The organism is Moraxella oculi, assembly GCF_023336735.1.
Taxonomy (GTDB): Bacteria; Pseudomonadota; Gammaproteobacteria; order Pseudomonadales; family Moraxellaceae; genus Moraxella; species Moraxella oculi.
The window spans coordinates 97,650-122,879 of the sequence record NZ_JAMBAQ010000002.1; the positions used below are offsets into that span (position 1 = coordinate 97,650).

At 43.6% G+C, this 25,230-nt stretch carries 22 protein-coding genes; 11 read left to right on the forward strand and 11 right to left on the reverse strand.

Going from position 1 to position 25,230, the window contains the following annotated elements; translation table 11 throughout:
- The first annotated feature begins 259 nt into the window (after positions 1-259).
- The 4 genes from tsaD (at position 260) to M2R47_RS01625 (ending at position 6,256) form a co-directional block, all read left to right on the forward strand.
- The gene (gene tsaD / locus M2R47_RS01610; RefSeq protein WP_249098257.1) at positions 260-1,291 is read left to right on the forward strand and encodes a tRNA (adenosine(37)-N6)-threonylcarbamoyltransferase complex transferase subunit TsaD; all 1,032 of its coding nucleotides are present in this window, start codon (positions 260-262) and stop codon (positions 1,289-1,291) included.
- Positions 1,292-1,413: 122 nt separating this feature from the next.
- Positions 1,414-2,859 carry a C13 family peptidase gene (locus M2R47_RS01615; protein WP_418001171.1) on the forward strand — a complete coding sequence of 482 codons (1,446 nt, stop codon included), beginning with the start codon at positions 1,414-1,416 and terminating at the stop codon, positions 2,857-2,859.
- Positions 2,860-3,095: 236 nt separating this feature from the next.
- On the forward strand, positions 3,096-4,436 hold the full coding sequence (gdhA, locus tag M2R47_RS01620) for an NADP-specific glutamate dehydrogenase (protein ID WP_418001172.1): 1,341 nt from the start codon (positions 3,096-3,098) through the stop codon (positions 4,434-4,436).
- A 425-nt stretch (positions 4,437-4,861) separates the two neighbouring features.
- Entirely contained in the window at positions 4,862-6,256 is a 1,395-nt protein-coding gene (locus tag M2R47_RS01625) for an FAD-binding oxidoreductase (protein ID WP_249097960.1), read from the forward strand.
- A 4-nt stretch (positions 6,257-6,260) separates the two neighbouring features.
- Here M2R47_RS01625 and M2R47_RS01630 read toward each other — a convergent pair whose 3' ends face one another.
- Together M2R47_RS01630 and ccoS are read right to left on the reverse strand one after the other, a co-directional pair.
- The gene (locus M2R47_RS01630) at positions 6,261-7,016 is read right to left on the reverse strand and encodes a sulfite exporter TauE/SafE family protein (protein ID WP_249097961.1); all 756 of its coding nucleotides are present in this window, start codon (positions 7,014-7,016) and stop codon (positions 6,261-6,263) included.
- Positions 7,017-7,045: 29 nt separating this feature from the next.
- Positions 7,046-7,219, reverse strand: a complete 174-nt coding sequence (gene ccoS / locus M2R47_RS01635) for a cbb3-type cytochrome oxidase assembly protein CcoS (RefSeq protein WP_249097964.1) — start codon at positions 7,217-7,219, stop codon at positions 7,046-7,048.
- A 363-nt stretch (positions 7,220-7,582) separates the two neighbouring features.
- Here ccoS and M2R47_RS01640 point away from each other — a divergent pair, with 363 nt between their 5' ends.
- Positions 7,583-8,080, forward strand: coding sequence for an META domain-containing protein (locus tag M2R47_RS01640; protein ID WP_249097966.1), 498 nt, complete (start codon positions 7,583-7,585; stop codon positions 8,078-8,080).
- Positions 8,081-8,181: 101 nt separating this feature from the next.
- On the opposite strand, the gene M2R47_RS01645 is transcribed toward M2R47_RS01640, so the two are convergent.
- Together M2R47_RS01645 and M2R47_RS01650 are read right to left on the reverse strand one after the other, a co-directional pair.
- Positions 8,182-9,642: a protein adenylyltransferase SelO family protein gene (locus M2R47_RS01645; RefSeq protein ID WP_249097968.1), complete on the reverse strand. Its 1,461-nt coding sequence runs from the start codon at positions 9,640-9,642 to the stop codon at positions 8,182-8,184.
- Positions 9,643-9,754: 112 nt separating this feature from the next.
- Complete coding sequence (locus M2R47_RS01650; protein ID WP_249097970.1) at positions 9,755-10,936, reverse strand: acyl-CoA desaturase; 1,182 nt, start codon at positions 10,934-10,936, stop codon at positions 9,755-9,757.
- A gap of 282 nt (positions 10,937-11,218) precedes the next feature.
- Between M2R47_RS01650 and M2R47_RS01655 the strand changes: the two genes are divergently transcribed.
- Positions 11,219-11,836: a TetR/AcrR family transcriptional regulator gene (locus M2R47_RS01655; RefSeq protein ID WP_249097971.1), complete on the forward strand. Its 618-nt coding sequence runs from the start codon at positions 11,219-11,221 to the stop codon at positions 11,834-11,836.
- A gap of 45 nt (positions 11,837-11,881) precedes the next feature.
- On the opposite strand, the gene M2R47_RS01660 is transcribed toward M2R47_RS01655, so the two are convergent.
- The 3 genes from M2R47_RS01660 to M2R47_RS01670 form a co-directional block, all read right to left on the reverse strand.
- Positions 11,882-12,361 (reverse strand): MliC family protein, encoded by a 480-nt coding sequence (locus M2R47_RS01660; protein ID WP_249097973.1) that lies wholly within the window; start codon positions 12,359-12,361, stop codon positions 11,882-11,884.
- A gap of 249 nt (positions 12,362-12,610) precedes the next feature.
- Positions 12,611-13,840 (reverse strand): Na+/H+ antiporter NhaA, encoded by a 1,230-nt coding sequence (nhaA, locus tag M2R47_RS01665; RefSeq protein WP_249097976.1) that lies wholly within the window; start codon positions 13,838-13,840, stop codon positions 12,611-12,613.
- Between the two features lie 390 nt (positions 13,841-14,230).
- The gene (locus M2R47_RS01670; protein ID WP_249097978.1) at positions 14,231-15,508 is read right to left on the reverse strand and encodes a dicarboxylate/amino acid:cation symporter; all 1,278 of its coding nucleotides are present in this window, start codon (positions 15,506-15,508) and stop codon (positions 14,231-14,233) included.
- A 239-nt stretch (positions 15,509-15,747) separates the two neighbouring features.
- Between M2R47_RS01670 and M2R47_RS01675 the strand changes: the two genes are divergently transcribed.
- From M2R47_RS01675 to M2R47_RS01695, 5 genes are all read left to right on the forward strand, one after another.
- Positions 15,748-16,497 carry a TSUP family transporter gene (locus M2R47_RS01675; RefSeq protein ID WP_249097980.1) on the forward strand — a complete coding sequence of 250 codons (750 nt, stop codon included), beginning with the start codon at positions 15,748-15,750 and terminating at the stop codon, positions 16,495-16,497.
- Positions 16,498-16,606: 109 nt separating this feature from the next.
- The gene (gene coaBC, locus M2R47_RS01680; protein ID WP_249097982.1) at positions 16,607-17,848 is read left to right on the forward strand and encodes a bifunctional phosphopantothenoylcysteine decarboxylase/phosphopantothenate--cysteine ligase CoaBC; all 1,242 of its coding nucleotides are present in this window, start codon (positions 16,607-16,609) and stop codon (positions 17,846-17,848) included.
- Positions 17,849-18,058: 210 nt separating this feature from the next.
- The gene (locus M2R47_RS01685; RefSeq protein WP_249097984.1) at positions 18,059-19,768 is read left to right on the forward strand and encodes an AMP-binding protein; all 1,710 of its coding nucleotides are present in this window, start codon (positions 18,059-18,061) and stop codon (positions 19,766-19,768) included.
- Between the two features lie 72 nt (positions 19,769-19,840).
- Positions 19,841-20,557, forward strand: coding sequence for a ribonuclease PH (gene rph / locus M2R47_RS01690; protein ID WP_249097986.1), 717 nt, complete (start codon positions 19,841-19,843; stop codon positions 20,555-20,557).
- Positions 20,557-21,015 carry a hypothetical protein gene (locus M2R47_RS01695; RefSeq protein ID WP_249097988.1) on the forward strand — a complete coding sequence of 153 codons (459 nt, stop codon included), beginning with the start codon at positions 20,557-20,559 and terminating at the stop codon, positions 21,013-21,015. Before rph ends, M2R47_RS01695 begins: the two co-directional genes overlap by 1 nt.
- Positions 21,016-21,036: 21 nt before the next feature.
- On the opposite strand, the gene hemJ is transcribed toward M2R47_RS01695, so the two are convergent.
- The 4 genes from hemJ to M2R47_RS01715 all read right to left on the reverse strand — a co-directional run bounded on the left by hemJ (position 21,037) and on the right by M2R47_RS01715 (position 25,138).
- Positions 21,037-21,474 carry a protoporphyrinogen oxidase HemJ gene (hemJ, locus tag M2R47_RS01700; protein ID WP_249097990.1) on the reverse strand — a complete coding sequence of 146 codons (438 nt, stop codon included), beginning with the start codon at positions 21,472-21,474 and terminating at the stop codon, positions 21,037-21,039.
- Between the two features lie 54 nt (positions 21,475-21,528).
- The gene (locus tag M2R47_RS01705) at positions 21,529-23,370 is read right to left on the reverse strand and encodes an autotransporter domain-containing protein (protein ID WP_249097991.1); all 1,842 of its coding nucleotides are present in this window, start codon (positions 23,368-23,370) and stop codon (positions 21,529-21,531) included.
- Positions 23,371-23,415: 45 nt separating this feature from the next.
- A complete protein-coding gene (bioB, locus tag M2R47_RS01710) occupies positions 23,416-24,459 on the reverse strand; it encodes a biotin synthase BioB (RefSeq protein WP_249097993.1) in 1,044 nt (347 codons plus the stop codon).
- 178 nt (positions 24,460-24,637) lie between these two features.
- Positions 24,638-25,138, reverse strand: coding sequence for a hypothetical protein (locus M2R47_RS01715; RefSeq protein WP_249097995.1), 501 nt, complete (start codon positions 25,136-25,138; stop codon positions 24,638-24,640).
- Positions 25,139-25,230 lie beyond the last annotated feature (92 nt).

A 25,230-nucleotide genomic window follows, 5' to 3' on the forward strand; every position in this document is an offset into this window, starting at 1 on the left:
TTTATCATGTTATAAAAAAAATACCAGTGGGCGTGCTTAAACCTATACAAAACTCAGTAAGTTTATTGCCATATTGTTAATATTACAAAATGATGATTGATTCGATGTCTCATTTTACTGACCAAATCGCCATCTAAAACATCATTTTTGCCATCATTGGTTGGTTTTTTGTCCAATTTAAGTGTTGAGTTAGATGCTAAGAAAGCGTGGCGAAATTTCATGATATAATAATGCAAAATCATATAATTAAGAGAAAATGATGAAAGTACTTGGCTTAGAGACTTCCTGTGATGAGACAGGATTGGCGATTTATGATGGCGAGCTAAATGGCGGTGAGGGTGGAGTGTTGGCTCAAGTGCTATATAGTCAGATTGAACTGCATGCTACTTATGGTGGTGTGGTGCCAGAGCTTGCCAGTCGTGATCACATTCGCAAGCTTGTGCCATTGCTTGATGAGTTATTATTAAAGGCAAATATCAATAAATCTGACATAGATGCGATTGCCTATACCAAAGGTCCAGGACTCATTGGTGCACTCATGACAGGGGCGTTATTTGGGCGTACGCTTGCTTATGCCTTAAATGTTCCAGCTGTCGGTGTGCATCATATGGAAGGGCATCTGCTGGCTCCGATGATTGAAAATGAGGGCATTGCTTTTCCTTTTGTTTGTTTGCTTGTCTCGGGTGGTCATACCATGTTGGTACAGGCAGATGGCATTGGGCAATATCGCATACTGGGAGAAAGTATTGATGATGCGGTGGGGGAATGCTTTGATAAAGCTGCAAAGATGTTAGGATTGCCTTATCCTGGCGGACCAAATGTCGAACGCCTTGCTAAAGATGGCAATCCTCATGCTTATGAGTTGCCACGCCCAATGCTTGGCAAGGGATTGGATTTTTCTTTTAGCGGCATGAAAACAGCGGTACATAATCTTATTAAAGACACAAAAGGTTCAGATAGCGACTTTAGAATCAGAGCAGACATTGCTGCCAGTTTTCAACATGCGGTGGTGGACACATTGGTAAAAAAATGCACAAAAGCATTGAAACAAACGGGCTTAAAAACACTGGTTATTGCAGGCGGTGTGTCTGCCAATCAGGCATTAAGAACAACACTGGAAAGCTCTGTTGATGCCATCGGAGGAGTGGTTCATTATGCACCACCACATCTTTGTACTGATAATGGTGCCATGATTGCTTATGCAGGTCATGCACGCCTATCCATGGGCAGTATGGATGATTTGTCGGTAGCATGCGTGCCAAGATGGAGCATGGAAAGCTTGGTCATATGATGATTGGGTCATCCGATGACGATTGCTTATGACATGTTGGCTTTGACTGCCAAATTTACTTGCATGGTGATGGGTATTTTGAGAAAATACGCTAAAATCATCAGTTTGATCCAGGGTTTATTGTGCCTTTATCATCTCTAAAAATTGTATCCTTGCCCAGATTCTCTGATAATTTATTGTCAAATATCAAGGCTGCCATTCATATGCTCATCGGCAATGTGCGTGCTTTTGCCTTGGTGCGTCCGACTTTTGCACAATTTGCTGTGTTGTTGCTTGTGGCATTGGCAGCGAATGTCTTGTTTGGGTATTTGTCGGCGGATGATGGGGGGTATTTCAATGAGCAAGGTCTGATCAGTTATCTGATTTGGCCAGTCATCATTTTGGTGGTAGGCATCATTTTGGCAAGGCGTACGATGAACTACGCATTGCTTTTTGTTCCTGTTGTGCTATGGCTGACTGCTGATACCATGCTGGTATTGCTACAAAGTGGCATTCAGTTTCTGCATCTAAAAGGCTGGCTGCCCTCATTGTTCTATGGCATTTTGCCCACTTTATTTGCCTTATTATTCGTTTGGCAAACCGTTTCTTTGTTATGGATTTTTGCCAAAAAACTACACTGGCCTTGGTGGGAAAGGCTGTTAATGCTGGTGGGGGCGACTGCTTTATTGATTGTGTGGCAAAAAAATGTCGCCGACCAACCGATTTTTAAAGTAGAAAAAGTTGCACCAACGCTGAGTGAGAGTCAGTTTTATGACCAATCCGTCTTATTGTCTGAGCGTTTGTCTGGCATCGCTAAGGGTGTGCGTGGCAAAAGTGAGTGGTACTTTGTGGGTGTAGCAGGCTATGCAGAGCAAGATGTGTTTGCCAGTGAAATCAAGCAAGTCAATCAGCTGTTTGATGACCGATTTGGCACAAAAAAACACTCAATTTCTCTGATTAACAACCCGCATACTTGGGAGGAGTATCCGATTGCTTCTCGTACAAGTCTTGAACAGACCTTAAAAGATATCGGCACTAAGATGAATGTCAATGAAGATGTGTTGTTTTTGACACTCAGTTCACATGGGGCGGTTGATGAATCTGGCAGTATTTTGGGTGATTTGGTGATGACCAATCCCCCATTAAGGCTTGATGAGATTGACCCTGTATGGCTGCGTGGTGCATTAGATGCGTCTGGAATACGCTGGCGCGTGATCGTGATTTCTTCTTGTTATTCAGGCTCATTCATTCGTACGCTTGCCAGTCCGACTACGGTCATCATCACCGCCAGTCGTGCAGACCGTGCTTCTTTTGGGTGTGGTGATGATGCGGACATGACTTACTTTGGGCGAGCATTTTTTGCACAGAGTATGCAAGAGCAGCAGACGATAGAAAATGCTTTTAGACAAGCTCGTCGTCGTGTTAGTGAGCGTGAGGCACTGATGGGTTTTGAGCCATCTGAGCCACAGATGGTGGTCGGTGCGATGATGCAAACGGCTTTACCACAGCTTGAAAAAGCATTGTTTAATCATGCTGACAATCCTAACATTGTTTTGCCAAAATTTACCCACGCTGAGGATATTGAGTGATGTTTAGGGTGGGTTTTTAAGTGCATGGGCTTGTTTTTGCTTGACACTCAGTCAAAATTGGATTTGTAACAACCAATCGACTTTAATCTGTCATGAGTTTTAAGCTGTGTATGAAATTTATGAAATTCGATGGATGTTATTTGCATTTTGTCATGCTTTTTATTATAGTTATTTTACCAATCATTCTATCAATCATCTGCTACATCGTATTGTAGCAATCAATGAGGAGATTTGCCATGACCATCAAAGCAGCGATTGAAAAAGTTAAAAAAAACTATTCGCATCAACCAGAGTTCATTCAGGCTGTCAAAGAAGTTGCCATGACCATTGAGCAGGTTTATGCCGATCATCCAAAATATGAAGCGTTGCAAGTCTTTGAACGCCTATGTGAACCTGATCGCATCATCAGCTTTCGTGTGACTTGGGAAAATGATCAAGGTGAGGTGCAGGTGAATCGTGGCTGGCGTGTGCAGTTCAGCAATGCGATTGGCCCATATAAAGGTGGCATTCGTTTTCATCCTACTGTTACTGAAGGTACTTTGAAATTTTTGGGATTTGAGCAGATTTTCAAAAATGCACTCACTGGCTTGCCGATGGGTGGTGCCAAAGGGGGTTCGGATTTTGATCCGAAGGGCAAATCGGACGCTGAAATCCGTCGTTTTTGCTATGCATTCATGCGTGAGCTGTATAAGAATGTTGGTAAGGATATGGATGTGCCAGCTGGCGACATTGGTGTCGGTGGTCGTGAAGTGAATTATATGTTTGCGATGTACAAAAATCTGACTCGTGAATTTGAAGGCGTGCTTACTGGTAAGGGAGTGGGTCATGGTGGTTCGTTGTTACGCACCGAAGCGACAGGTTATGGCTTGGTATATTTTCTTGATAACATGCTCAAAGTCAATGATGAAACCTTAGAAGGTAAGACTGTCTTGATATCAGGTGCGGGTAATGTGGCGCAGCACGCCGCTGAAAAATGCTTGCATTTGGGTGGTAAGGTCATTACTTTTTCTGATTCAAAAGGCACCTTGTTGGACAAAGATGGCTTTACCCAAGAAAAAATCAATTGGGTAAAAGAACATAAGGCGAATGGCAAAGCACTTGCCGACTATGTGGAAGAATTTGGTGGTGAATGGCTAGATGGTCAGAAGCCTTGGCAGTTTGACGCTCAAGTGGCATTGCCTTGTGCTACCCAAAACGAAGTTGGTGAAGAGCATGCCAAATCACTGGTCAAGCATGGTGTCAAATATGTGGCTGAAGGGGCTAACATGCCATTGACTGCAGAAGCGATTGATATTGTGCGTGATAATGGCATTGCTTATGCACCAGGTAAGGCGGCAAATGCTGGCGGTGTGGCAGTCTCTGGCTTGGAGATGAGTCAAAACTCAGTGCGTCAATATCGCTCATTTGAAGCGTTGGACGGTCAGCTCCAAGACATCATGAAAACCATTCATGACAATGCGTTAGATGCTGCCAAGAAATATGGCAAAACACAAAATGCGGTGGACTACATGACAGGTGCGAATGTCGCAGGATTTGTTCAAGTGGCGGACGCATTGGTGGCTTATGGCTATCTGTGATTAACGATGACATGCCTAAAAATCCGCCCATTAAGGCGGATTTTTATTTGGGTAAGGGAGGTTATTATTGGTGATAAAAGTATCGGCATGAAATCGAGCCTGATTCTTAGCCAACACAAACCTATTTAAAAAATCATAAAACCAAAACCGTGTTATGAAAAAAAGATTGTCGCATTAAATTGTCGCATGAATAATGAAAAAATGACTGGGTAACATGAATAAAAAAAGCGACTCGATGTTTGGGTGATTATAGAGTCTTTTGTCTTTATTAAGGCATTTCATTTTGTCTTTTTAAAAAATCTTTCACATCAGCACTTTTCAATTTGGCTTGGTGAGGTATGTTTTTTATCGTTTACACCATACATGCAACAAGGTATAATTGCCAGCCATTTGCATACATTTGACATACTTGATAGAGAGTCGCCATGAATCATGTTGCTTTTTTGACCGCAGTTTCTGCCATTTTAGATGACAGTCAAATAAAATCTGATTCAGAAAGTCTGAATCATTGGGGCAAGGATTGGACAAAGCATTTTACGCCCAATGCCACCGCCATTTTATTTCCAAAAAATACCAAGCAAGTCGCCGCCATCGTTCGTCTTGCCAATGAGCATCGAGTATCGCTTGTGCCATCTGGTGGTCGTACTGGATTGTCAGCAGGGGCGGTGGCTGCACATGGTGAGGTGGTGGTAAGCTTGGATAAAATGAATGCTATTGGTAAGTTTTATGAAGCTGACCGCATGGTGGAGGTTGAGGCTGGTGTGATAACCAAAGCCTTGCAGGAATTTGCCCAAAGTAAAGACTTGTATTATGCAGTGGATTTTGCTTCTAGTGGTTCAAGTCAGCTTGGTGGCAATATTTCTACCAATGCAGGGGGCATTAAAGTCATTCGTTATGGCATGACTCGTGATCAAATCTTAGGACTTACGGTGGTAACAGGCAAAGGAGATGTCTTAGAGCTTAATGGCGGCATGCTAAAAAATGCCACAGGTTACGATTTTCGTCATTTGTTCATCGGTGCAGAAGGGACGCTAGGTTTTGTAACAAAAGCACTCATCAAACTTGAAAAACAACCAGTGAATTTGACCGCCATGGTGCTTGGCGTGCCTGATTTTGGTTCGGTGGTACAGATTTTAAATGAGTTTAGTAAGGAAATAACCTTAACTGCTTTTGAGTTTTTTGACCAAGTGGCGATTGATAAGGTGTTGTCAGCAGGGCATGCCAAAGAGCCTTTTGAAAGTCGTACGCCATTTTATGTCTTGCTTGAATTTGAGGCAACTGGTGATGAAGTGATGGATGATGCCATGGGTGTGTTTGAGCAATGCATGGAAAAAGGTTTTGTCTTAGATGGTGTGATGAGTCAAAGTGTGGGGCAGCTGCATGAATTGTGGAAATTGCGTGAGTCCATCTCTGAAACCATTTCTGCATTCACTCCTTATAAAAATGATGTCAGTGTGCTCATCACTCATCTGAATGATTTTATCAGTAACATTGAGCAGATTGTCAAAGACAATTATCCAGATTTTGAGATTTGTTGGTTTGGGCATATTGGTGATGGCAATTTGCACTTAAACATTTTAAAACCAAACCATCTTAGCCAAGATGAGTTTTTTGCCAAATGCCAAAGCGTCAATCAGCAGGTATTTGAAACGGTACAAAAATACCAAGGTTCAATCTCTGCTGAACATGGTGTTGGCATGACCAAAAAACCATATCTAGAATATACGCGCAGTCCCATTGAGATTGAATACATGAAAGCACTCAAAGCAGTATTCGACCCCAATGGCATCATGAATAAAGGTAAGATATTTGATGCTTGACTAATTAATGATGATGGTGTGCGTCATGAAGGTTTTGATGGCTGTGATGACCACCATCATGCTCATGCGTGTGATGTAGTCGGTGTATGATTGTGGGAGATAGAGCAATTGCCAAACCCGAAATGAGCATGAGCATGCCACTTAACTTTCTTAGATTGAATCTTTTGACTGTGTTTTGTAAAAGACCAATCATTGAATCAGTGGCGATGAGCATGGGTAGCGTACCCAAACCAAAAAACATCATAAAAATTGCACCAGACAAAGCATGATTAAGAGTCGTTGACATGCCAACCGACACGACCAACGCCCCATATACCAAGCCGCAGGGCAATAACCCCCAAAGCATCCCTGCACCCAATGCTTTTGGTACACTGTCAATGGGTAGGACTTTTTGGCGAATGGGCGTCAGGCTTTGCCAAAGTCCCATGCCCAATTTTTCAAAGCGAGTTAAAACTGGTGCTCCTAGCATGAGTAAGGCGGCAAGCACTAATGCACCGCCTAAAAGCATTCTTGGTAGGTCATTGTTTGTTAAAAATGGAGCAATGACTTGGCTGCCCACCATGCTTGCAATCACACCAAGCGTGGTATAGCTGATGAGTCTGCCAATGTGATAGGTGGTGATGAGTATGCGACGCTTAGTAACACTGAGATTTTTCATGGAAAGACCGAATGCAGCAACAATGCCGCCACACATGCCTAAGCAATGCGGCGATCCAAAAAACCCCATGGTCAGTGCGGCAATCAGAAGTGAGGTTGTCATAAATCACCCATGAAACAAAGAATGGATTTTTATTTTAACTGTTTAAGTGCTTTGCGGCGTTCTTGGCGATCATCTAGTATGATTTGCTCTGATGCATTATCCAAGTCATCGAACTGATTGGACTTGACTGCATACCAAATCGCCCAAATTGCCACCACAAACAGCATGAGACTAAGTGGAATGAGTAGATAGATGCTTAACATGGTATCAATCTGTAAAAATATGAATTGAATGCTGACCGCATCAATGATTATATCACATTATGTCTGCTAAGTTAAATCTCTTGCGGTCATTGGGTCAGGGTGTGAAAACTGCCGAATTCTTTGCCGTGGCAACTGACATCTGTCGTTGGCTGATTGGACGCTGGGAGATTTTGTCATTGTTAAATGACAAAATGAATTGATGCAATCAAAACTGGCAAACTTTCATCAGCTACAAAATTACAACCAAAAACCTAAGGGTTCTTGCTTGTCTTTTGGTAAAAAATGATTGATACTTAACAATTTATTATGTTTTGGGTGATGAGCATGTTGTTTTGCACCTCTGACCATTTGAAGTAATCAATCATGAATTGTTTTAAAAAATGCTGGTCTTGGATATTTTTGGTCGCACCTCTATCGCTTTTGGTGGGCTGTGATAGTCCTACTAACAACGACCAAATGACCAATGCGGCGACGGTCGCACCGATCGCCATCATGCCAAGTGCGATTGTTATGATGGGTAAAACCAAGGCAACTGAACGGTTTTTGACTGGTCGGTGGCGAGTTGTTAGCATCAATGGCAATCCTGTTGATGGCGATTTGATGTTGGACTTGACTCAATTTAGTGCTGGCAAAGGAGAGTTTTATGATGGCTGTGAGCGGATTTTAGTAGCTTTTAATACGCATGATTTGTCTGATGAAAGATTGCTCATTGATCACTCAACCAGAAAAGGTGGTGATTGCAATAGCATGCTGATTGATGAGGTAATGTGGATGCTTAGCGATGTCTACGCTTTTGAGCGAAAAGGTGATGATTTAAAAATCATTGCCATGAAAAACGCCATGCACCTTGTGCCAGTCTAGGCCATCATTTCAAAACCAAACGACTTTCCCAACCAGTTAAATCTGACTGCATTCCCCAACCCATCTTAACCAAGCCACGCTTACTGCGATATTCATGCCAGCTAAGACATGCAGCTGACTGGCATCATATCATGGCGGCTGGTGGGGGTGGTGTCGTCTGTTGTGGCGATGTCTTGCACATCAAATGGACGACTTAGTAGGTCAAACAATCTTGCCACTTCATCAAAATCATCATGGTAAGCTTGTCTGATGGCACGCTCCGCCATCGCATTTCTAAGCACATAAACGGGATTGCTTTTTTTCATCAGTTGCACAGATGCTTTTGGGGTGGTGAGTTGATGAATACACCTTTGATGGCGTGCCAGCCAGCCTTGCCATTTTTCTAGTCCTTGTTCTTGATGGCTTAGTTCATTGACAAAAGAATCTAACAGTATTTTTTCATGAGTATTGCTGTCATCTGATGTTGCAATCAAGGCGCGAAAGCTGTTCGTGTAGTCAAGTTCATAACTTTTTAATAAGCCTACGAATTCATATGCCAAAGATAAGCTGGTACTGCTTTTTGGCAATCCAATTTTTTGGCAAATGCCATCATCGTATTTGGTGTGTAGGGTTTTTTGATAGTCGTTAAGACAGCTTAGCATCACAGAATGATTGATGGATAACAAATCAAAGCAGGACAGCCAGCGTTGCAGATTCCAATGTCCAATCGTTGGTTGATTTTGATAGACATAGCGACCATGATGGTCAGAATGGTTATTAATCCAGTTGGGGTTAAATCGCTCCATCATACCAAAAGGTCCAAAATCAAGTGTTGTTCCTGTGATGTTTAGGTTGTCTGTATTCATTACGCCATGACTAAAACCGACAAGTTGCCAATCAGCAATCAGTTTGGCGGTGTTGCGACACACCTCATGTAAAAACCCATGCACATCATGCCGATTGAGTGCTGGGTAGTAGGTAGCAATCATCTGATGAGTGAATTCACCAAATAGCTTGGGGTGATATGCCGCCAACCATTCAAAATGTCCAAGTCGGACATGACAGTCGCTCACCCTTAGCAAGGCTGCGGCACGCACCGTCTGCTGTCGCTTGATTAAAGTGTCTGATACAACAAACCCCAACGCAGTTGAACTTGGCACTCCTAAGCACGATAAGGCATGACCGCAAAGGTACTCACGCACCGTACTATCAACCATCGCGCGTCCATCACCAAAACGAGAAAAAGGAGTTTTGCCCGCGCCTTTTAGATGCAGATCTTGCAACTTTCCTTGTGTGTCAAGGATTTGGGTAAGTAACAGCCCTCGACCATCGCCAAGCTGACCTACCCATTGCCCAAACTGATGTCCTGCATATGCCATTGATAGGGGCTGAAATTCACTTGGAAAGGCGGTATTGTCTCCACCGATCACGCTTTGCCAATCAATATGATCGGCAGGCAGCTTACTGAGCGTTCGGTATAGGGTATGGTTAAAATGTGCAAGCTTGGGATTGTCCAAAGGCGTGGCGTTTTGCTTGTGGTATAGTATCGTATCAAGGCTAAGATAGTGCTGATGGTGGTTCATGCTGGCGGTGAGATATGATTGAATGAGTAATGAATAAAAATTGTACCATAAAAAATACCCTTTATCACAACGATAAAGGGCTAGGAGAAAAGCATTTCAGTGAGGCGTGTGCTTATTGGGCGGATTTGCCTTTAAGATGTAGATAAGCGTGCTGTATGCGTTCACTGTGAGATAAGATTTTTGCTTCAATTTGTGCAAATTGCTCTTTGAGCTTTTCATCGGCTTCATGCAAACGATTGGCAAATTCGGTTCGTTTTAACTCCATAGATTTGGCTTTTAAGGTGTGCCATTCTTCAACCGTCTGTGTGAAAGCGTCATACTCTGCACTGATGTTTTCTTTAAAGATCGTCAAACGATCATCTAAGCTCAAATCTCCTGCTTGGCTAATGCGTTCTTGAGCTCGTTTAAATTGCATCACCACCTCGGCGTGCTTGATGGTTACATCATCGACACGCTTTAAATCTTTGGCAAGACCAACTTTATGCAAGATGTTGATGAGCCATTTTGTTGGGTCGTATTGCCACCATTTGACGCCATTGCGATAATCATATTGAAAATAGTGATGATAATTATGATAACCCTCACCCCAGGTGAAAATCGCTAAAATCGGATTGTCGCGTGCGGTATTGGTATCTGTGTAAGGTCGTGTACCAAACATGTGGCACAATGAATTGATGAAAAAAGTAAAATGGTGGGTTAATACCATGCGTAAAAGACCTGCAATGATGAATGTGCCTAGTATATCGCCTGTCATCAGACCTGCAAGCCCAACGATGATGAGATTGGATAGCACCACCCATAGACCGTAATATTTATGTTGGATTTGTAGGATTTTATCTTTTTTTAGGTCGGGAATGTTTTTGTAATCATACTGACCGCTGGGATATTTATGTAGCATCCAATCTATATGACTGAACCAAAAGCCACGCTTGGAAGAATATGGGTCGTCGTATTCGTCATCGACATGGCGGTGGTGAGTGCGATGCCCAGAACACCAGTCAAAAGCAGAGCTTTGCACTGCCAGCGTTGCACCTACCAGCAAAAAGTACTTGATTGCTGGATGGGCATCATACGCCTTATGTGCCCATAGTCGATGATAACCAGCAGTGATGGACAAGCCTGTCCATGCCATAAAGAAAGCAAATGCCACCCAAACGGCGGGATTGATGCCATGTGTCCAAAGATACCAAGGTACCAATACGATGGCAAGTAGTGGGGTTGAAAGCAAGACGATGGCAGGCACCCAGTTGATCGGTGCGTTTTCAAAGGCTTGTGGATTTCTCTCGACGCTCATGAAGATTCCTGCTGATCAATATGAAAATGGAGTTTTAGCCAGTTCATTATACCTAAAAAATGAATGAAAGTGAACATTTATTCACAAAAATGACAGAAATGTTTGCTTATGATGTGTGAATGTGTGGCATCGTGTTTCGGCAGGTCTTGGCAGATGAGCGATTTCATAAGATTTTAGTGGAAACCGCTGTTTTTCGTTAGGTGAGTTTGTTATAATTTTGAATAATTTTGTCCGTCAAAAATCAACCAATCGCCATAACAGTAGATCTCTACAAGGGTTAACATGTCAAATCGCAAAGAGTTATTTGAAGAAAGAGAGATGAAGATTCTTAAAGCTGCCGAACAATTACTTTTGGAATCTGGTGAAGGCGATTTGACGCTAGACAGCTTGGCTCAGCATTTAGACTTGGCAAAAGGGACATTGTACAAACACTTTGCCAGTAAAGATGAGTTGTTGTTGAGGATTTTGATTGAGTATGAGCGTAGGCTGCTGCGTATGAATATGACGCAAGATGGTGCAGGAGCAGGCGTGGCACGCATGGCGTTACTACAACTTCGACTGCCGCAGCGTGCCATGTTATTCAATCATATCGAAGAGCGTTTGGCTGGAACATCGGTGGGACTTCATAAAGTTTTTGGTGAGCTGTATCAAGTGCGGCGGCAACGCATGAAGCGACTCGTGCAAATCGCTGAGCAATATCTGAGTGAGCAAAACAGTGCCATGACAGCAAGAGACTATGCGGCTGCCATTTGGGCAATTGGGCAAGGTGGTGCAGGATTGCTTAATTCTAGTTTTTATCAGCGGTATTTGGGCAGTCGTGAGACATTAAAGATTGCTTTTGTGCGGCAATTGCTTGATTTGCCCAAGCTGTATCCAGCATTGCCCACAAAAGCTCAATGAGGTGATGACCAAATCACAAAGTCTATCACCTGAATGTCTTGATGATTACTGTTGATGAATCTCAAGTTTTTCACAGTTTAATTGTGAGGTTTTGTTTGTGTTGTCGATAACAGACAGCACGCCCATGTCATCTTTGCTATGCCATTCGTATTTGACCATAGGATTTAAATCATTGATGAAGCGTTCACCTGAGGCGGCAGGAGCGGCCTTCATGTCCACTGCGGCATTTTTTAGATTCCAAGATGGAGCGTTGATGTGTGCTTTAATAAGATCATGTTTGGGCATATGATCGACCACTACGATGGCATCATTGTCGCATTGAAATACTTGCAGATGGGCAAGCTGATCTTGCTTAGATTGATCTTCTTGGTGTTGTGTGTCGCTATCGGCACTGTTCGATTGAGCTTTTTGGTTGACAGGCTCAATGTTTACAGGCTTAATGATTGTGGGGGTTGTGGTAGTGCCAGCACAACCTGTCATGATCAGTGCAGATAAAATACTGCTTGTGATGAGTAATTTTTTCATGTTAAATATTCCTTAGTGTTGATTTTACTGAGAACATCATTTGGCTGAATTCATCAACAATGGCCAAACCATTTATCACGATTGAGATTCATTACCAACACCTAGTATAACGCACATTTTCTGATGAATTGTTACCACAATAAGTATGATTATGGTGAAAGTGTATGCAAAATATTACCATCATTGGTAACCGCTCACACAAAAAGCACCACTAAAAGAGTGGTGCTGTCGGAGGGTGTTTGAAAAAAGTTAGTGCTTGTTGGGTTTGTCTGTTCCCAGATACATTTCATTGCTTTGGGCGAGAGTTGGGTGGTCAGCATCTTTGATGTTGCGGCGTAATACTAAGTATCCGATGATGCCTGCAATGAGTGAGCCACCAATGATGCCAATTCTGGGGTCGAAAGCTTCTGGAATGCCGCCAAAAGCAAGTCCTGAGATGAACAAGCTCATGGTGAAGCCGATGCCACAGAGTATGGAAACGCCATAAATCTGCATCATGGTTGTCCCCTTGGGTAGAGTTGCGATTTTGCTTTTGATGGCAAGAAATACAGCACCCATCACACCCAGTTGCTTGCCGATGAATAAGCCTGCGGCAATGCCTAGTGGTACTGGGTGCATAAGGCTGCTGATGCCTGCACCAGCCAAAGATACACCAGCATTGGCAAAGGCAAAAAGCGGTAAAATGCCAAACGCCACAGTGTTATGTAAGTCGTGTTCAAGCTCTTCTACGGGTGAATGCTCTGGATCTTTTTTATTTTTTAGTGGAATAAAAAATGCCAGTGCCACGCCCGCCAAAGTGGCGTGAATGCCTGATTTTAAAAGTGCTGCCCACATGATGAGCCCGATGAAAAGATAAGGAGTAACTCTAACAACATTCATGCGATTTAAAATAAACAATGGCACAAGACAGGCAAATGCAATCGCTAAGGATGTCAAAGATAGGTTGGCAGTATAAAACAAGGCAATGATGATGATGGCACCGATATCATCAAAGATGGCAATTGATACCAAAAACACCTTTAGGGCATTTGGTACTTTATTTCCCAGTAAGCTTAACACGCCTAAAGCAAAGGCAATGTCGGTCGCCGCTGGAATTGCCCAGCCAGTCATATGGTCGCTATGATGATAATTAAATAGCGCGTAGACGGCGGCAGGCATGATCATGCCACCAATCGCACATAGGGCAGGCAGAATGATTTGTTTGATGTCGGACAGCTCTCCAATGAGAGCCTCTCTTTTTAATTCCAACCCCACCAAAAAGAAAAAGATTGCCATCAAACCATCGTTAATCCAATGATGGGCATCTTTGGCGATTTCAAACCCCCCAATTTGGACAACGACTGGTGCGTGGATGAAAGCGTGATACAGATCATGCAAGGGGGAGTTGGCAACGATCATCGCAAAGATGGCAGCAAGTGCAAGTAAAATCCCTCCTGCAGCTTCTAGTTCAAAAAAAGATTTAATACGGTTCATCGGCATGGCTATTACTCTTATCGGCGTTGTCGGTGAAAATTAAAAAAAATGATAATGCTGATTTATGCTTAAAAAATATGACTAAAATATATAGAAATATATCACAAAAAATCACAGGGCTAAATGATTTTTATGGGCTTTGTACCAAAAATTTACAAAAAACTCATCAATGGTATCATATGCGAATGGCTCTATGGTGGTGATGCGTTAGTCAATCATGTGTTTTAAGCTTCATGGTTTGATGATGGTTGAAAGGGAGTGAAAATGCGATGTTGTGAGCAATGAGGCGTCTTATAAAAATTTGACCAATGTCATAAAAATAGGGCAAATGTGTGTTGCCCCATGTTAAAATCTGATTGATGTTTGAGTCTGGTTTGTGTTGCCAGAATCTTCTTATTAATTTCTCCAAGCCTGTTCATCAAGCGTGCCTTCTTGCTTGGCAACGATGGCGGTGCCTGCCACATCACCCACCACATTCATCGAAGTGCGACCCATGTCAAGCAGTGCGTCAATGCCCAAAATCATGCCGTAAGCAATCGCTACCGCCGATCCTGCTTCTACGGGTAGACCTACCGATTCTAACACCATCAATAGCATGATGGCACCAGCTCCCGGCACGCCTGCTGTACCGATGGCACCCAACACCGCAATTAAGGTGATGGTGATCATTTGTGAGCCATCAAGTGGCACGCCAACTGCATTGGCGATGAAAATTGCACAGACTCCCAGATAGACAGTGGTGCCGTCCATGTTCATGGTTGAACCAACAGGCAGGGCAAAGCTGTACACAGGTTTTGGAACGCCCATATTTTGAGCAGTTTGGATTGAGACTGGCAGCGTGGCTCCTGATGAGCGAGTAACGAAAGCGGTAATCATGGCAGGGCGCACTTTCTTTAAGAAAACCAGCGGCGATAGTTTAAATAGGGCGCAAATCACACAGTACACCAAAACGACTTGCAACACCAGCCCAACATACACTGAAGTGGTAACGCTCGCCAATGCACCGAAAGCAGTGGCGCCATTTTGAGCAAATACCCCAAAAATCAACGCAAATACCCCGATTGGTGCATACTGCATGACCCAGCCGACAATCTTAAACATTGCCTGACTTACCCCATCTACAAAGGCATAAACGGTATCGGAGCCGTGTTTAATCTGTTCATCTTGGCTGTCTCGGCCAAAAGATAGGGCAATGCCAAACGCCAAGCAGAAAAAAATCATTGGTAATACTTGACCGCCAGAAATGGCTCCAATGGGGTTGGTGGGGACGATGTCAAGCAGTATTTGAATGACCGTTGGTGTTTCAGCTGTCTTACCTGCCGCTGCTGCATCGCTGGCAATCTTTAATCCAAGTCCTGGTTGAATGATTTTACCAACACCCAACCCAATCATGATGGCAAACATGGAAGTGATGGTATAGTAAATCAAAGTCTTAATGCCAATGCGTCCCAATTGGGTGGGGGTGATGGAACTTGCACCAACAATCAAGGTGCTGGCAATCACAGGGACGACAATCATCTTAAGCAAGCGAACAAAAAGCTCGCCAAGTGGAGCCAGCACCGCCAAAACTTTGGGGTGATCTTTAAAAATTAACCCCAATACCGCCCCTAGGATAAGAGCTGTTAAAATTCTCATCAACAAATTGGACTTAAAATAGTACCGAAATATGGGCATGACCTTTTCCTTGTGTTTGTGAAATGTTAAAGTTGATGAATTTTAGGGTTATTGAACACAAAAGTCAAAGAAAAGAAATGTTTAAAATCATATCAATGAGCATGGATAAAAGACGGATAAATTTGGCTGTTGACTCACTAAAGCGTGAACACCAAAGCTTGGGACATGTTACCCATTGACTTTTATTCATTCGTCTGACATGTTAATATGCCAAAAAATTTTATGGTATGGGTTACACTGTGGAAATTTCATTGCAATTGCTTGGCTTGTTGTTTACGACGGCACTTGTGGCAGGGTTCATTGATGCTATGGCAGGTGGTGGCGGACTTTTGACCATTCCTGCATTGTTGTTGACAGGCATGAATCCTGTGGCGGCACTGGCAACCAATAAGCTTCAAGCAACCGCTGGCTCGTTTTCAGCAAGTGTTACCATGATAAAAAAGAAGTTGATTCATCCTATTGAGATGAAAAGGGCGCTCATCATGGCGTTTTTTGGTTCGGCTGTGGGAGCGGTGTTGGTGCAGTTGTCGCCTCCTGATTTTTTGAATAAAGCACTGCCTTTTGTCATCGCTTTGGTGGGGCTATATACGCTATTTACCCCAAACTTGGGCAAATTACAAAGCACTCCAAAAATCAGCCAAAGGCTTTATGAGCGTGCTTGTGCACCAGTCATTGGTTTTTATGATGGCTATTTTGGACCAGGAACGGGGACTTTTTTTAGTCTGTCGCAAGTGATTTTGCGAGGGCGTGATTTGGTGCAGGCAACTGCTCGTGCTAAGTTGCTGAATTTTGCAACCAACAGTGCATCATTGATGCTTTTTATCCTAGGGGGTCAAGTGGTGTGGGCATTGGGTTTTGCCATGATGGCAGGGCAGGTGATTGGTGCGTATTTTGGTTCTCGCATGGTTGTTAAAAATGGTGCAAAAATTGTGCGTCCAGTGATTGTCGTTGTCTGTTTTGCAATGGTGGCCAGGCTGATGTTTGGCTGATTTTGATGGTTGAATGCTTGTTTTTTGTTGGCGGATTTTTCATTCATTAATGGGTTTTTTGTTAAAATTTTAGTATAATGCTTGTTTTTATTCGCTTTCATACGACATCATGAATATGCCCATTTTAGCCACGCCATCTCCCAAGGTTCTGCTTGCATTGACTGGCGGTATTGCCTGTTATAAATCGGCCATTTTGGCACGCCTGTTGATTAAGGCGGGCTGTCAAGTGCGTGTGATGATGACACCAGCCGCCTGTCAATTCATCACACCTTTAAGCTTGCAGGCACTGACGGGTAATGAGGTGCATACTGAACTTTTGGACGCACACAGTGAGCGTGGTATGGGGCATATTGAGCTTGCCAAATGGGCGGATTTGGTGATATTGGCACCAGCATCCGCCAATACCATTGGCAAACTGGCAAATGGCTTGGCGGACAATCTTGTTACCACGGCATTACTTGCGACCACAGCCCCAGTATGGCTGTATCCTGCGATGAATCAAGCAATGTGGCATAAGACACAAGTGCAAGAGAATGTCGATAGACTGACACGCTTGGGTTATAAGGTTGTCATGCCTGCTGGTGGTGAGCAGGCTTGTGGTGATGTCGGTGTGGGTCGACTGCCTGAGCCTGAGTCAATTTGTGATGAGATCGTTGGGTTTTTTAATCGCCAAAATACCGTGCAGTCTTTGGCTGGAAAGACGGTCGTTATAACCGCAGGTGCGACGCTTGAACCGATCGATCCTGTACGATATTTATCCAATCACTCTACAGGAAAGATGGGCTATGCACTGGCGAGTGCTTGTGTGAATGCTGGTGCTAAGGTGAGTATTGTGGCAGGTCAGAAAGTCAATTTACCCACGCCAATAGGAGCGACTAAAATTACCATCATCACAGCTGATGAGATGTTAGCAGCCTGCCAACAAGCCTGCCAACAAGCCGACATATTCATCGCCACGGCAGCTGTGGCGGATTTTAAGGTCAAGCATGCCGCCACCCAAAAACTCAAAAAAACCACAGACAATGATCTTTTGACGCTTGAACTGATTAAAAACCCTGATATTTTAGCAACCATCAGTCAGACCTATCCACACCTGCTGACTGTGGGATTTGCCGCTGAGACGAATGCTGTTGAAGACTACGCCAAAGGCAAGCTGGTTGCCAAAAATTTGGACATGATTGCTTGTAATGATGTGTCGGATCAATCCATTGGTTTTGGTAGCGACCATAATGCCATGACCGTATTTTTTGCTGATAAATATGCCAAGAGTAAAGTTGTGCTGAATAAAGCAAGCAAGCATGACATTGCAAGACAATTGGTAACCCAAATCGGTGCGATTTTGGCGTACTAAGAGATTGGTACTGAATATTTGAGCTGTCATGCTTTAATATTTGTGTACAATTGTGCACAACAATGGCAAAATTGATTGGAAAATTGTCAAAAAATAGTGTATTTTATAAAAAAAATTGATGTTGTGGGTTGGTTGTGGCATTCTTGACCAATTTTTATGTACATCAGAACCGTCAAAGGGCTAAATTATATATTAAAAAAGGAGATTGCCATGAGTAATACCGATTTTACCACCACCAATAAACACCCTTGGTATGATACTTACCAATCCTATGGCATCAGCACAGAGTTTGCGATTCCAGCACATGTTCATTCGCTTGCAGATGTTTTTGAAGATAATGTTGTCAATCATCGCCATGCCGTTGCCACCACTTTCATGGATAAATCCATGACTTATGGTGAGCTTGATGAGGCAAGTTTGAAGATTGCAGCATACTTACAGTCACTTGGGCTTGAAAAAGGCGATAAAGTTGCGGTGATGATGCCGAATGTGCCACAGTATTTGATTGCCATGTTTGGGGTGATTCGTGCAGGTTTTACTTTGGTAAATGTGAATCCACTATATACTTCGCATGAATTGGAGTATCAGTTGATTGACAGTGAAGCCAAAGTGCTATTCATCATTGAGAATTTCGCTCATACCTTTGAGTGCGTGAAAAATAAAGGCAAAGTCAATCATGTCATCATCGCCAGTATCGGCGACATGCTTGGGTTAAAAGGTCATTTGGTAAACTTTGTAGTACGCCATGTCAAAAAAATGGTGCCAGGTCATCATATCAGTGGGGCAGTCAGCTTTAAAGAAGCACTCAGTAGTGTACCTACCAATCAATTCAAACGCCCAGAGCTGGCACTCGATGATGTGGCGGTGTTGCAATACACAGGCGGAACTACGGGCGTGGCAAAAGGTGCGATGCTCACTCATCGCAATATCATTGCTAATGTTGAGCAGGCGAGTAATTTTGTCAGTACAGTGTTTTCAGGGGGGGCGATGCATGGTAAATACACAACGGTGGCGTTGCCCTTATACCATATTTTTTGTTTCATGGTCAGTCAGCTGGCGATGAAATATGGCTTTGCTCTATTACTGATCCCAAACGCACGAGATTTTGACGACCTAACCAAGCAGCATGCCAAATATCGCCCTGTGTTTTTTATGGGTGTTAATACGCTATTCAATGCATTGGCAAACCATGAAGGCTTTAAGAAAATCGACCATAGCAATCTTAAATTCAGTCTGGCAGGTGGTATGTCGGTACTGCCAAGCACAGCCAAAGCTTGGCAAGAATTGACAGGCAATCACATCACCGAAGGATATGGGCTGTCTGAGACATCGCCTGTACTGACCGTCACACCGCCACCAGCAGGCTATTCTGGTAAGATTGGCATACCACTGCCTGCGACTGATGTTGTGATTTTAGATGATGAAGGTCGTCCGCTACCACTTGGTGAGGTCGGTGAGATTTGTGCCAAAGGTCCACAGGTGATGAAAGGCTATTGGAATCGTCCTGATGAGACAGAAAAAGTTACCACAAAAGACGGCTATTTCCGTACTGGCGATATCGGTGTGATGGACGAAGCTGGATACATTAAAATCGTTGATCGCAAAAAAGACATGATTTTGGTGTCGGGGTTTAATGTTTATCCCAATGAGGTTGAAGAGGTCATCGCTGCTCACCCGAAAGTCTTAGAATGTGGCGTGATCGGTGTGTCAGATGCGTACAGTGGTGAAGTGGTTAAGGTGTTTGTCGTCAAAAAAGATGAAACCTTAGATGAAAAAGAGATAAAAGCTTGGGCAAAACAGCATCTTACAGGCTATAAACGCCCTAAATTTGTTGAATTTATCGATGAATTGCCCAAATCCAATGTTGGCAAAATTTTGCGTAAAGAGCTAAGAATGCTTGAAAAGCAAAAAGAGCAGTAATGATGTGATGGGCAATTGCTTTTTATGTGATTGATACAATAGATTTAATAATGAATGTTAAAGTGGAAAAATATGCGTCATCATGATCGTGCTTTTAATGAACTTCGTTCGATTTCATTCACTCGTAACTACACCAAGCATGCAGAAGGCTCTGTGTTGGTATGCTTTGGAGATACCAAAGTGCTATGCACCGCCACCATTGAGCAGGGGGTGCCTCGATGGTTGAAAGGGCAGGGTCAGGGCTGGCTGACTGCTGAATATGGCATGTTGCCCCGTGCCACAAATACACGCACCGATCGTGAAGCGGTTCGTGGTAAGCAATCAGGACGCACTCAGGAGATTCAGCGTTTGATTGGTCGCTCTTTGCGTGCGATGATTAATTTGAGTAAACTGGGTGAAAATACGATCTATGTGGATTGTGATGTCATTCAAGCAGATGGTGGCACACGAACTGCCAGCATCACAGGAGCGGCTGTTGCTGTGATAGATGCACTGGAAAACTGGCAACGCAAGCGCAAGCTAAAATCAGATCCATTTATTGGTTTGGTGGCAGCGGTGTCTGTAGGCATGAAAGATGGTCGAGCCTATTTGGATTTGGATTATGCTGAAGATTCAACCTGCGATACCGATTTGAATGTGGTCATGAATCAAAATGGTGGCTTTATTGAAATTCAAGGCACGGCAGAAGAAGCACCGTTTAATCGCACACAAGCAAATGCCATGCTGGATTTGGCCGAATCTGGTATTCGCCTGTTGATTGAGGAGCAACAAAAGGCATTAGGCTGGTGATGAAAGTGATTGATGACGGGGTGCAAATCACCTTGATGGGTCAGAATAAAGATACGCTGTTTCTTTGGTCGATTGCCATGCTTATTTGTGCGGTGGTCGTGGCGGTGATTTGCTTTACCTTGCCAGTGCCATATGCCATTGCTTCACTGGCAATATGGGCGGTATTGATGTATTTTTTTAATCAAAAAAAACACGCTGCCAAATCTCAAAAATACCATACGCAAGGTCTGCTTGTCCTTAAGTCTCATCATATCATCATCAATGACATGTCAATCAAACTTACCAAGCAGGCACAAATCATCAGTGAAAATCGATGCCTAATTGTCCGTGATGGGGGAGTGAGTCATTATTTTGAGGGGTTTGATGATCAGCGTGAAATTGAAGTTGCCAAGGCGGTGCTCGGTGGGCAACGGATTGTTAAGCAAGCCAAATCCATCAAGATGAATGCGACTGCTTAGAAAGAATCATCAATTTGGACGCTAAAAAGGTTTGACAATTACCAGTATTACCACGGCAATCAAAATAAACACAGGAATCTCGTTAAACCACCGCCAAAAGATATGTGTTTTAAGTTTTGGGTTGTTGATGAGTTGGGTGCGATATCGACCGCAGCTAAGATGATATAAGGTTAGCAAGATGACAAGTGCGATTTTGGCATGCAACCAACCTTGATTCTTATAAACATCCCAGCCCATAATGACCATCGATAGCCCAAGCGTCCAGGTTGTTATCATGGCAGGGTTCATGATGCCTCGGTATAGCTTGCGTTCCATGATGATAAAGCGCTGTTGGCTCACTGCGTCATCGCTCATGGCATGATAGACAAATAGGCGTGGTAAATAAAAAATTCCTGCAAACCAGCATACCATTGCAATGATATGAAAAGCCTTGATATATAAAAACACAGACTCCTCCATATGGAATGTAAAAAAGATGGTATTATACCATCTTTTTTTATGTTTATTTCATGCTTAAAACTTAAATTGTAACCCCAACTGACCGCCGATGTTGGTATCGTGGTTCTGACGAATGGCTGTCAATCCAGCATTTAGGCTGGTGCGTCCAATATCGCCCTGAATGCCCAAATGGGCTTGGGTGTTGTCCTCTTTTTGATGATGGACGGGTAGCAGATAGCTGTGATGATGACTGTTGACAGATGGCAGCTTTGCACCCACCATCATGCCATCGTCATTAAAATCATGCGAATGTTCAATGCCAGCACGGATCTTGATTGCTGTGTTGATCGGATATTCCATGTCCACGCCAATGCTGCCTTGGTATGACTTTTGAGTGGGGAGAGTGTATTGCAAGGCGGTGGATAGATTGGCATCGCTTTCGGTAAAGCTGTTGATGTGCACTTTTTGAACATACATGCCGATATAAGGACGAATCAGAAGCTCATCAATGCTTGACTCATGCCCAATTTGTAACCCAGCATGATGGCGACGACCATCTGCCTTGCCATGATGAATGCGTGATGCACCCTCCCAGTCGACATGGCGATGTGTGTCCAGTGTAATCTTGTCAACGCCAATGTCAGCATTCATTAGTACATTGCCAAAGCGATGTTGATGATACAGTCCCATTCCGATTTGTTTACTATCTGCATTGATGGTGCTGTTTGGGGAATGTGCTTGTGTTTGGTGATTCACATACATGCCTGTGTGGCTGTGCTGTTTTGACACATCAAAGCCGACCATCAGGTTTGGGTGATGGGTTTTGCCAAAAGAGGTGTTGGCATCTAACCATATGGAATGTGAGCTGGGACTAAGTGAGTTGAGCTTGCGATACAGATTTTGATGGTTTGTTGTGCCGACCTGTGCAAGTTCCTTCATCACGCCTGCCATGTGCGTGGGGCTGTCAATGAGTGAGCGATAATACTGTGCTAGGATGCGATGCGTATGTCCTGATGGGTGGATGAGGTCAGCAAACATGTATGAGTCGTTAGCGTTAGGTGCTACCAAAGAATGTTCATCGCAGGCGATGGACGATGAAGTTGGTTTGATTTGTGGGTGATTGTGGCAAGCGGCATCCTTGGCGTTGGATAATTTAAATGCTGTCAAGTTGCCATGTGCTTCTTGAAGCAGGGCAAAGGTATTTGCTGGAATGACATTGGCGGTGCCATCGTTCAATGCCTTGAATAACCCATGATTGTACATTTTTGTCAAAAGTTGGATCTGTTCTTTTTTGGCAGATAAAAGAGGATGCTGTTGCACCAGTGGCGTGAGTGATAAATCAGGAATGCTTGGCACCAAAATGACTTTCGCTCCTTTTTGGCCTAATGTTTGAATGTCTTTTGCCGCTGCTTCTACCGCATTGCCAATGTGTGATGGCTGAGTGCTTTCAATGGCGTGGAATAAATCGTTTGCTCCAATCCATACGGCATATAAAGCCTGTGGATTGGCTTGACCGCCTGTTTGTTGAAAGTATTCATTGATTTGAGTTTTGGTAGTGGGGATGTCAATGCTCATCTGACCACTGGCATCTGTCCATTGAGCGGTGCGTGCTGATTGTGAGCCACCGACAGCGTAATTGGTGCCTGTCTGATTGTTTGTGGTGTTGGGTTTGGCGGTATTGCCATAGGCATGTGCCAAAATCTCTGCCCAGACAGGGTCGGGGTTGGTGGTGAAAGATGGTTGTAATTGATTGCCAACGGTGGGGTTGATGTCTGTTACCATGCCTTTTAGACGACCTGCATCGCTCAAACTGTCACCAAACACGACCGTTTGGCTAAAATTTTGAGCGTGTGCCATGCCAGATATTAGCAAACTTAAAGTCAGTATCAGTGGATGTAAGGCTGGTTTTGTCATCATAAAACTCCTTTGTAAAATTGTTGGGGCGTTGAAATTGTTGGGTTATTAAGCTGTTAGTGGGCAGTGTTGGGGCAGGTGGTCGTATTCTTCTTGGCCAGTCATTGCGTTAATGATTTTGGGTTTGGGGTTTTTGGCGGTTAATCCCAACTCCCTCATCAGATGGTCGTCATTACTCATGGAAGCATTGGCGGTGGTGAGTAATCTGTCGCCATAGAAAAATGAATTTGCCCCTGCCATGAATGCCAATGCTTGTTCGCCATCGGTTAAGCTTTCACGCCCAGCTGAGAGCCTGACCACACTCTTTGGGCAGCAAATGCGAGTTACGGCAATCGTGCGAATCCATTCAATCGTGGACAGTTTGCCCTCACTGAGTACTTTGTCGCCAAGCGGTGTGCCCTTGATGGGTACCAAAAGGTTTACAGGTATTGATTGTGGTGGTATGGGCATTTGGGTCAGTTCGTACACCCAGTCAATACGATCCTCTCTGCTTTCTCCCATGCCAACAATCGAGCCTGAACAGACATTGATGCCAGCTTGTCGAACATGATCAAGCGTGGCAAGTCGTTCGTCATAAGTACGCGTGGTGGTTACTTGGTCATAGTAATTGCGAGAGGTGTCTAGATTGTGATTATAGTAATCAAGCCCTGCATCCGCCAAGGTCTTTGCTTGATGTGGTGAGAGCATGCCCAAGGTCATGCAGGTTTCCATGCCAAGTGCCTTGACTTCACTGATGAGTGTCGTTAGGTAGGGTAAGTCTTTGTCATGTGGATGCTTCCACGCCGCCCCCATGCAAAAGCGTGATGAACCATTGGCTTTGGCTCTCTTTGCCTCTTTGATGACTTTTTCAAGGGCGATGAGTTTTTCAGGCGATAACCCTACCTTATCTCGATGATGCCCTGACTGACTGCAATAGCCACAATCTTCAGGGCAGTTACCAGTTTTGATGGATAGTAAAGTGGATATTTGTACTTCATTGGCGGGAAAATGCTGACGATGAACGCTTTGGGCTTGCATCAGCAAATCCATGAGCGGCAGTTCAAATAAATGAGCGATGTCTTCCTTGTTTAATCGCTTTGATGAATCATTCATAACCAATCTCTAAAAAATAGTAAACAACCGTTCTTATTTTAACAAACATTGATGAGATAATACAACTCATCTTTTTTTGTTGAATGATCACAAAAAACCACCGAATCATCCAATCGGTGGCTTTGGTTGATGGGGATGTATCACCATTTTGGTCATTTTGAGACAAAGATGATGGGTGCTATTTACCCAGTGCTGCTTTGATGGCATTTAATGCTTGATTGGCATATGGTTTGGCTTGGTTAATATAGGGCTTGATGGTGTTAATATAGCTTTGGTATTCGTCAGGGATTTTGGTGGCGTGTTTGGCGACGCTGGCAAACCATAAAACCAGCTTATAATCGCCAGTGATATTGACATCACCGTCTTGAATGGCAGTCATTAGAGCGGCGATATCGCCTTTGGAGAGGAGTTTGGCACCCGCCAGAGAGTCTTTAAATTCGATGGTCAAATCAGCATCATTAAGACTGCCAAGTGCATGACCAAACCTACCATCACGAAATTCGTAATAGCGTTCGGCAACTGGACTTTTAAACTGAATGGTAATATTTTTACCATCAATCAAGTCGTTTAATGTGTCATTATTGCGATTTTTAATGAGTGACTGTAAGCGAAAACCTACCGTTGCTAACAAAGCATCAAGCGCATCGGTTTTAACATCTAAAATGGGTAGTGTGAACATGGTCGTTCCATATTTATGGTTGAGTGGAGGATATTTTACCAAAAATACCGTCAGTAGATATGGTATTTTTGTATCTTGTTAAGCATTGATGC

Coding starts and splice junctions, on each gene's coding strand:
- ccoS (WP_249097964.1), bottom strand. CDS start 7,219: ATGTTAAGCATCTATCTACTCATTCCACTTAGTCTCATGCTGTTTGTG.
- gdhA (WP_418001172.1), top strand. CDS start 3,096: ATGACCATCAAAGCAGCGATTGAAAAAGTTAAAAAAAACTATTCGCAT.
- hemJ (WP_249097990.1), bottom strand. CDS start 21,474: ATGGAGGAGTCTGTGTTTTTATATATCAAGGCTTTTCATATCATTGCA.
- M2R47_RS01645 (WP_249097968.1), bottom strand. CDS start 9,642: ATGAACCACCATCAGCACTATCTTAGCCTTGATACGATACTATACCAC.
- M2R47_RS01625 (WP_249097960.1), top strand. CDS start 4,862: ATGAATCATGTTGCTTTTTTGACCGCAGTTTCTGCCATTTTAGATGAC.
- M2R47_RS01650 (WP_249097970.1), bottom strand. CDS start 10,936: ATGAGCGTCGAGAGAAATCCACAAGCCTTTGAAAACGCACCGATCAAC.
- M2R47_RS01695 (WP_249097988.1), top strand. CDS start 20,557: ATGAAAGTGATTGATGACGGGGTGCAAATCACCTTGATGGGTCAGAAT.
- coaBC (WP_249097982.1), top strand. CDS start 16,607: ATGAATATGCCCATTTTAGCCACGCCATCTCCCAAGGTTCTGCTTGCA.
- nhaA (WP_249097976.1), bottom strand. CDS start 13,840: ATGCCGATGAACCGTATTAAATCTTTTTTTGAACTAGAAGCTGCAGGA.
- M2R47_RS01670 (WP_249097978.1), bottom strand. CDS start 15,508: ATGCCCATATTTCGGTACTATTTTAAGTCCAATTTGTTGATGAGAATT.
- M2R47_RS01630 (WP_249097961.1), bottom strand. CDS start 7,016: ATGACAACCTCACTTCTGATTGCCGCACTGACCATGGGGTTTTTTGGA.
- rph (WP_249097986.1), top strand. CDS start 19,841: ATGCGTCATCATGATCGTGCTTTTAATGAACTTCGTTCGATTTCATTC.
- M2R47_RS01685 (WP_249097984.1), top strand. CDS start 18,059: ATGAGTAATACCGATTTTACCACCACCAATAAACACCCTTGGTATGAT.
- M2R47_RS01640 (WP_249097966.1), top strand. CDS start 7,583: ATGAATTGTTTTAAAAAATGCTGGTCTTGGATATTTTTGGTCGCACCT.
- M2R47_RS01715 (WP_249097995.1), bottom strand. CDS start 25,138: ATGTTCACACTACCCATTTTAGATGTTAAAACCGATGCGCTTGATGCT.
- M2R47_RS01705 (WP_249097991.1), bottom strand. CDS start 23,370: ATGATGACAAAACCAGCCTTACATCCACTGATACTGACTTTAAGTTTG.
- M2R47_RS01655 (WP_249097971.1), top strand. CDS start 11,219: ATGTCAAATCGCAAAGAGTTATTTGAAGAAAGAGAGATGAAGATTCTT.
- bioB (WP_249097993.1), bottom strand. CDS start 24,459: ATGAATGATTCATCAAAGCGATTAAACAAGGAAGACATCGCTCATTTA.
- tsaD (WP_249098257.1), top strand. CDS start 260: ATGAAAGTACTTGGCTTAGAGACTTCCTGTGATGAGACAGGATTGGCG.
- M2R47_RS01660 (WP_249097973.1), bottom strand. CDS start 12,361: ATGAAAAAATTACTCATCACAAGCAGTATTTTATCTGCACTGATCATG.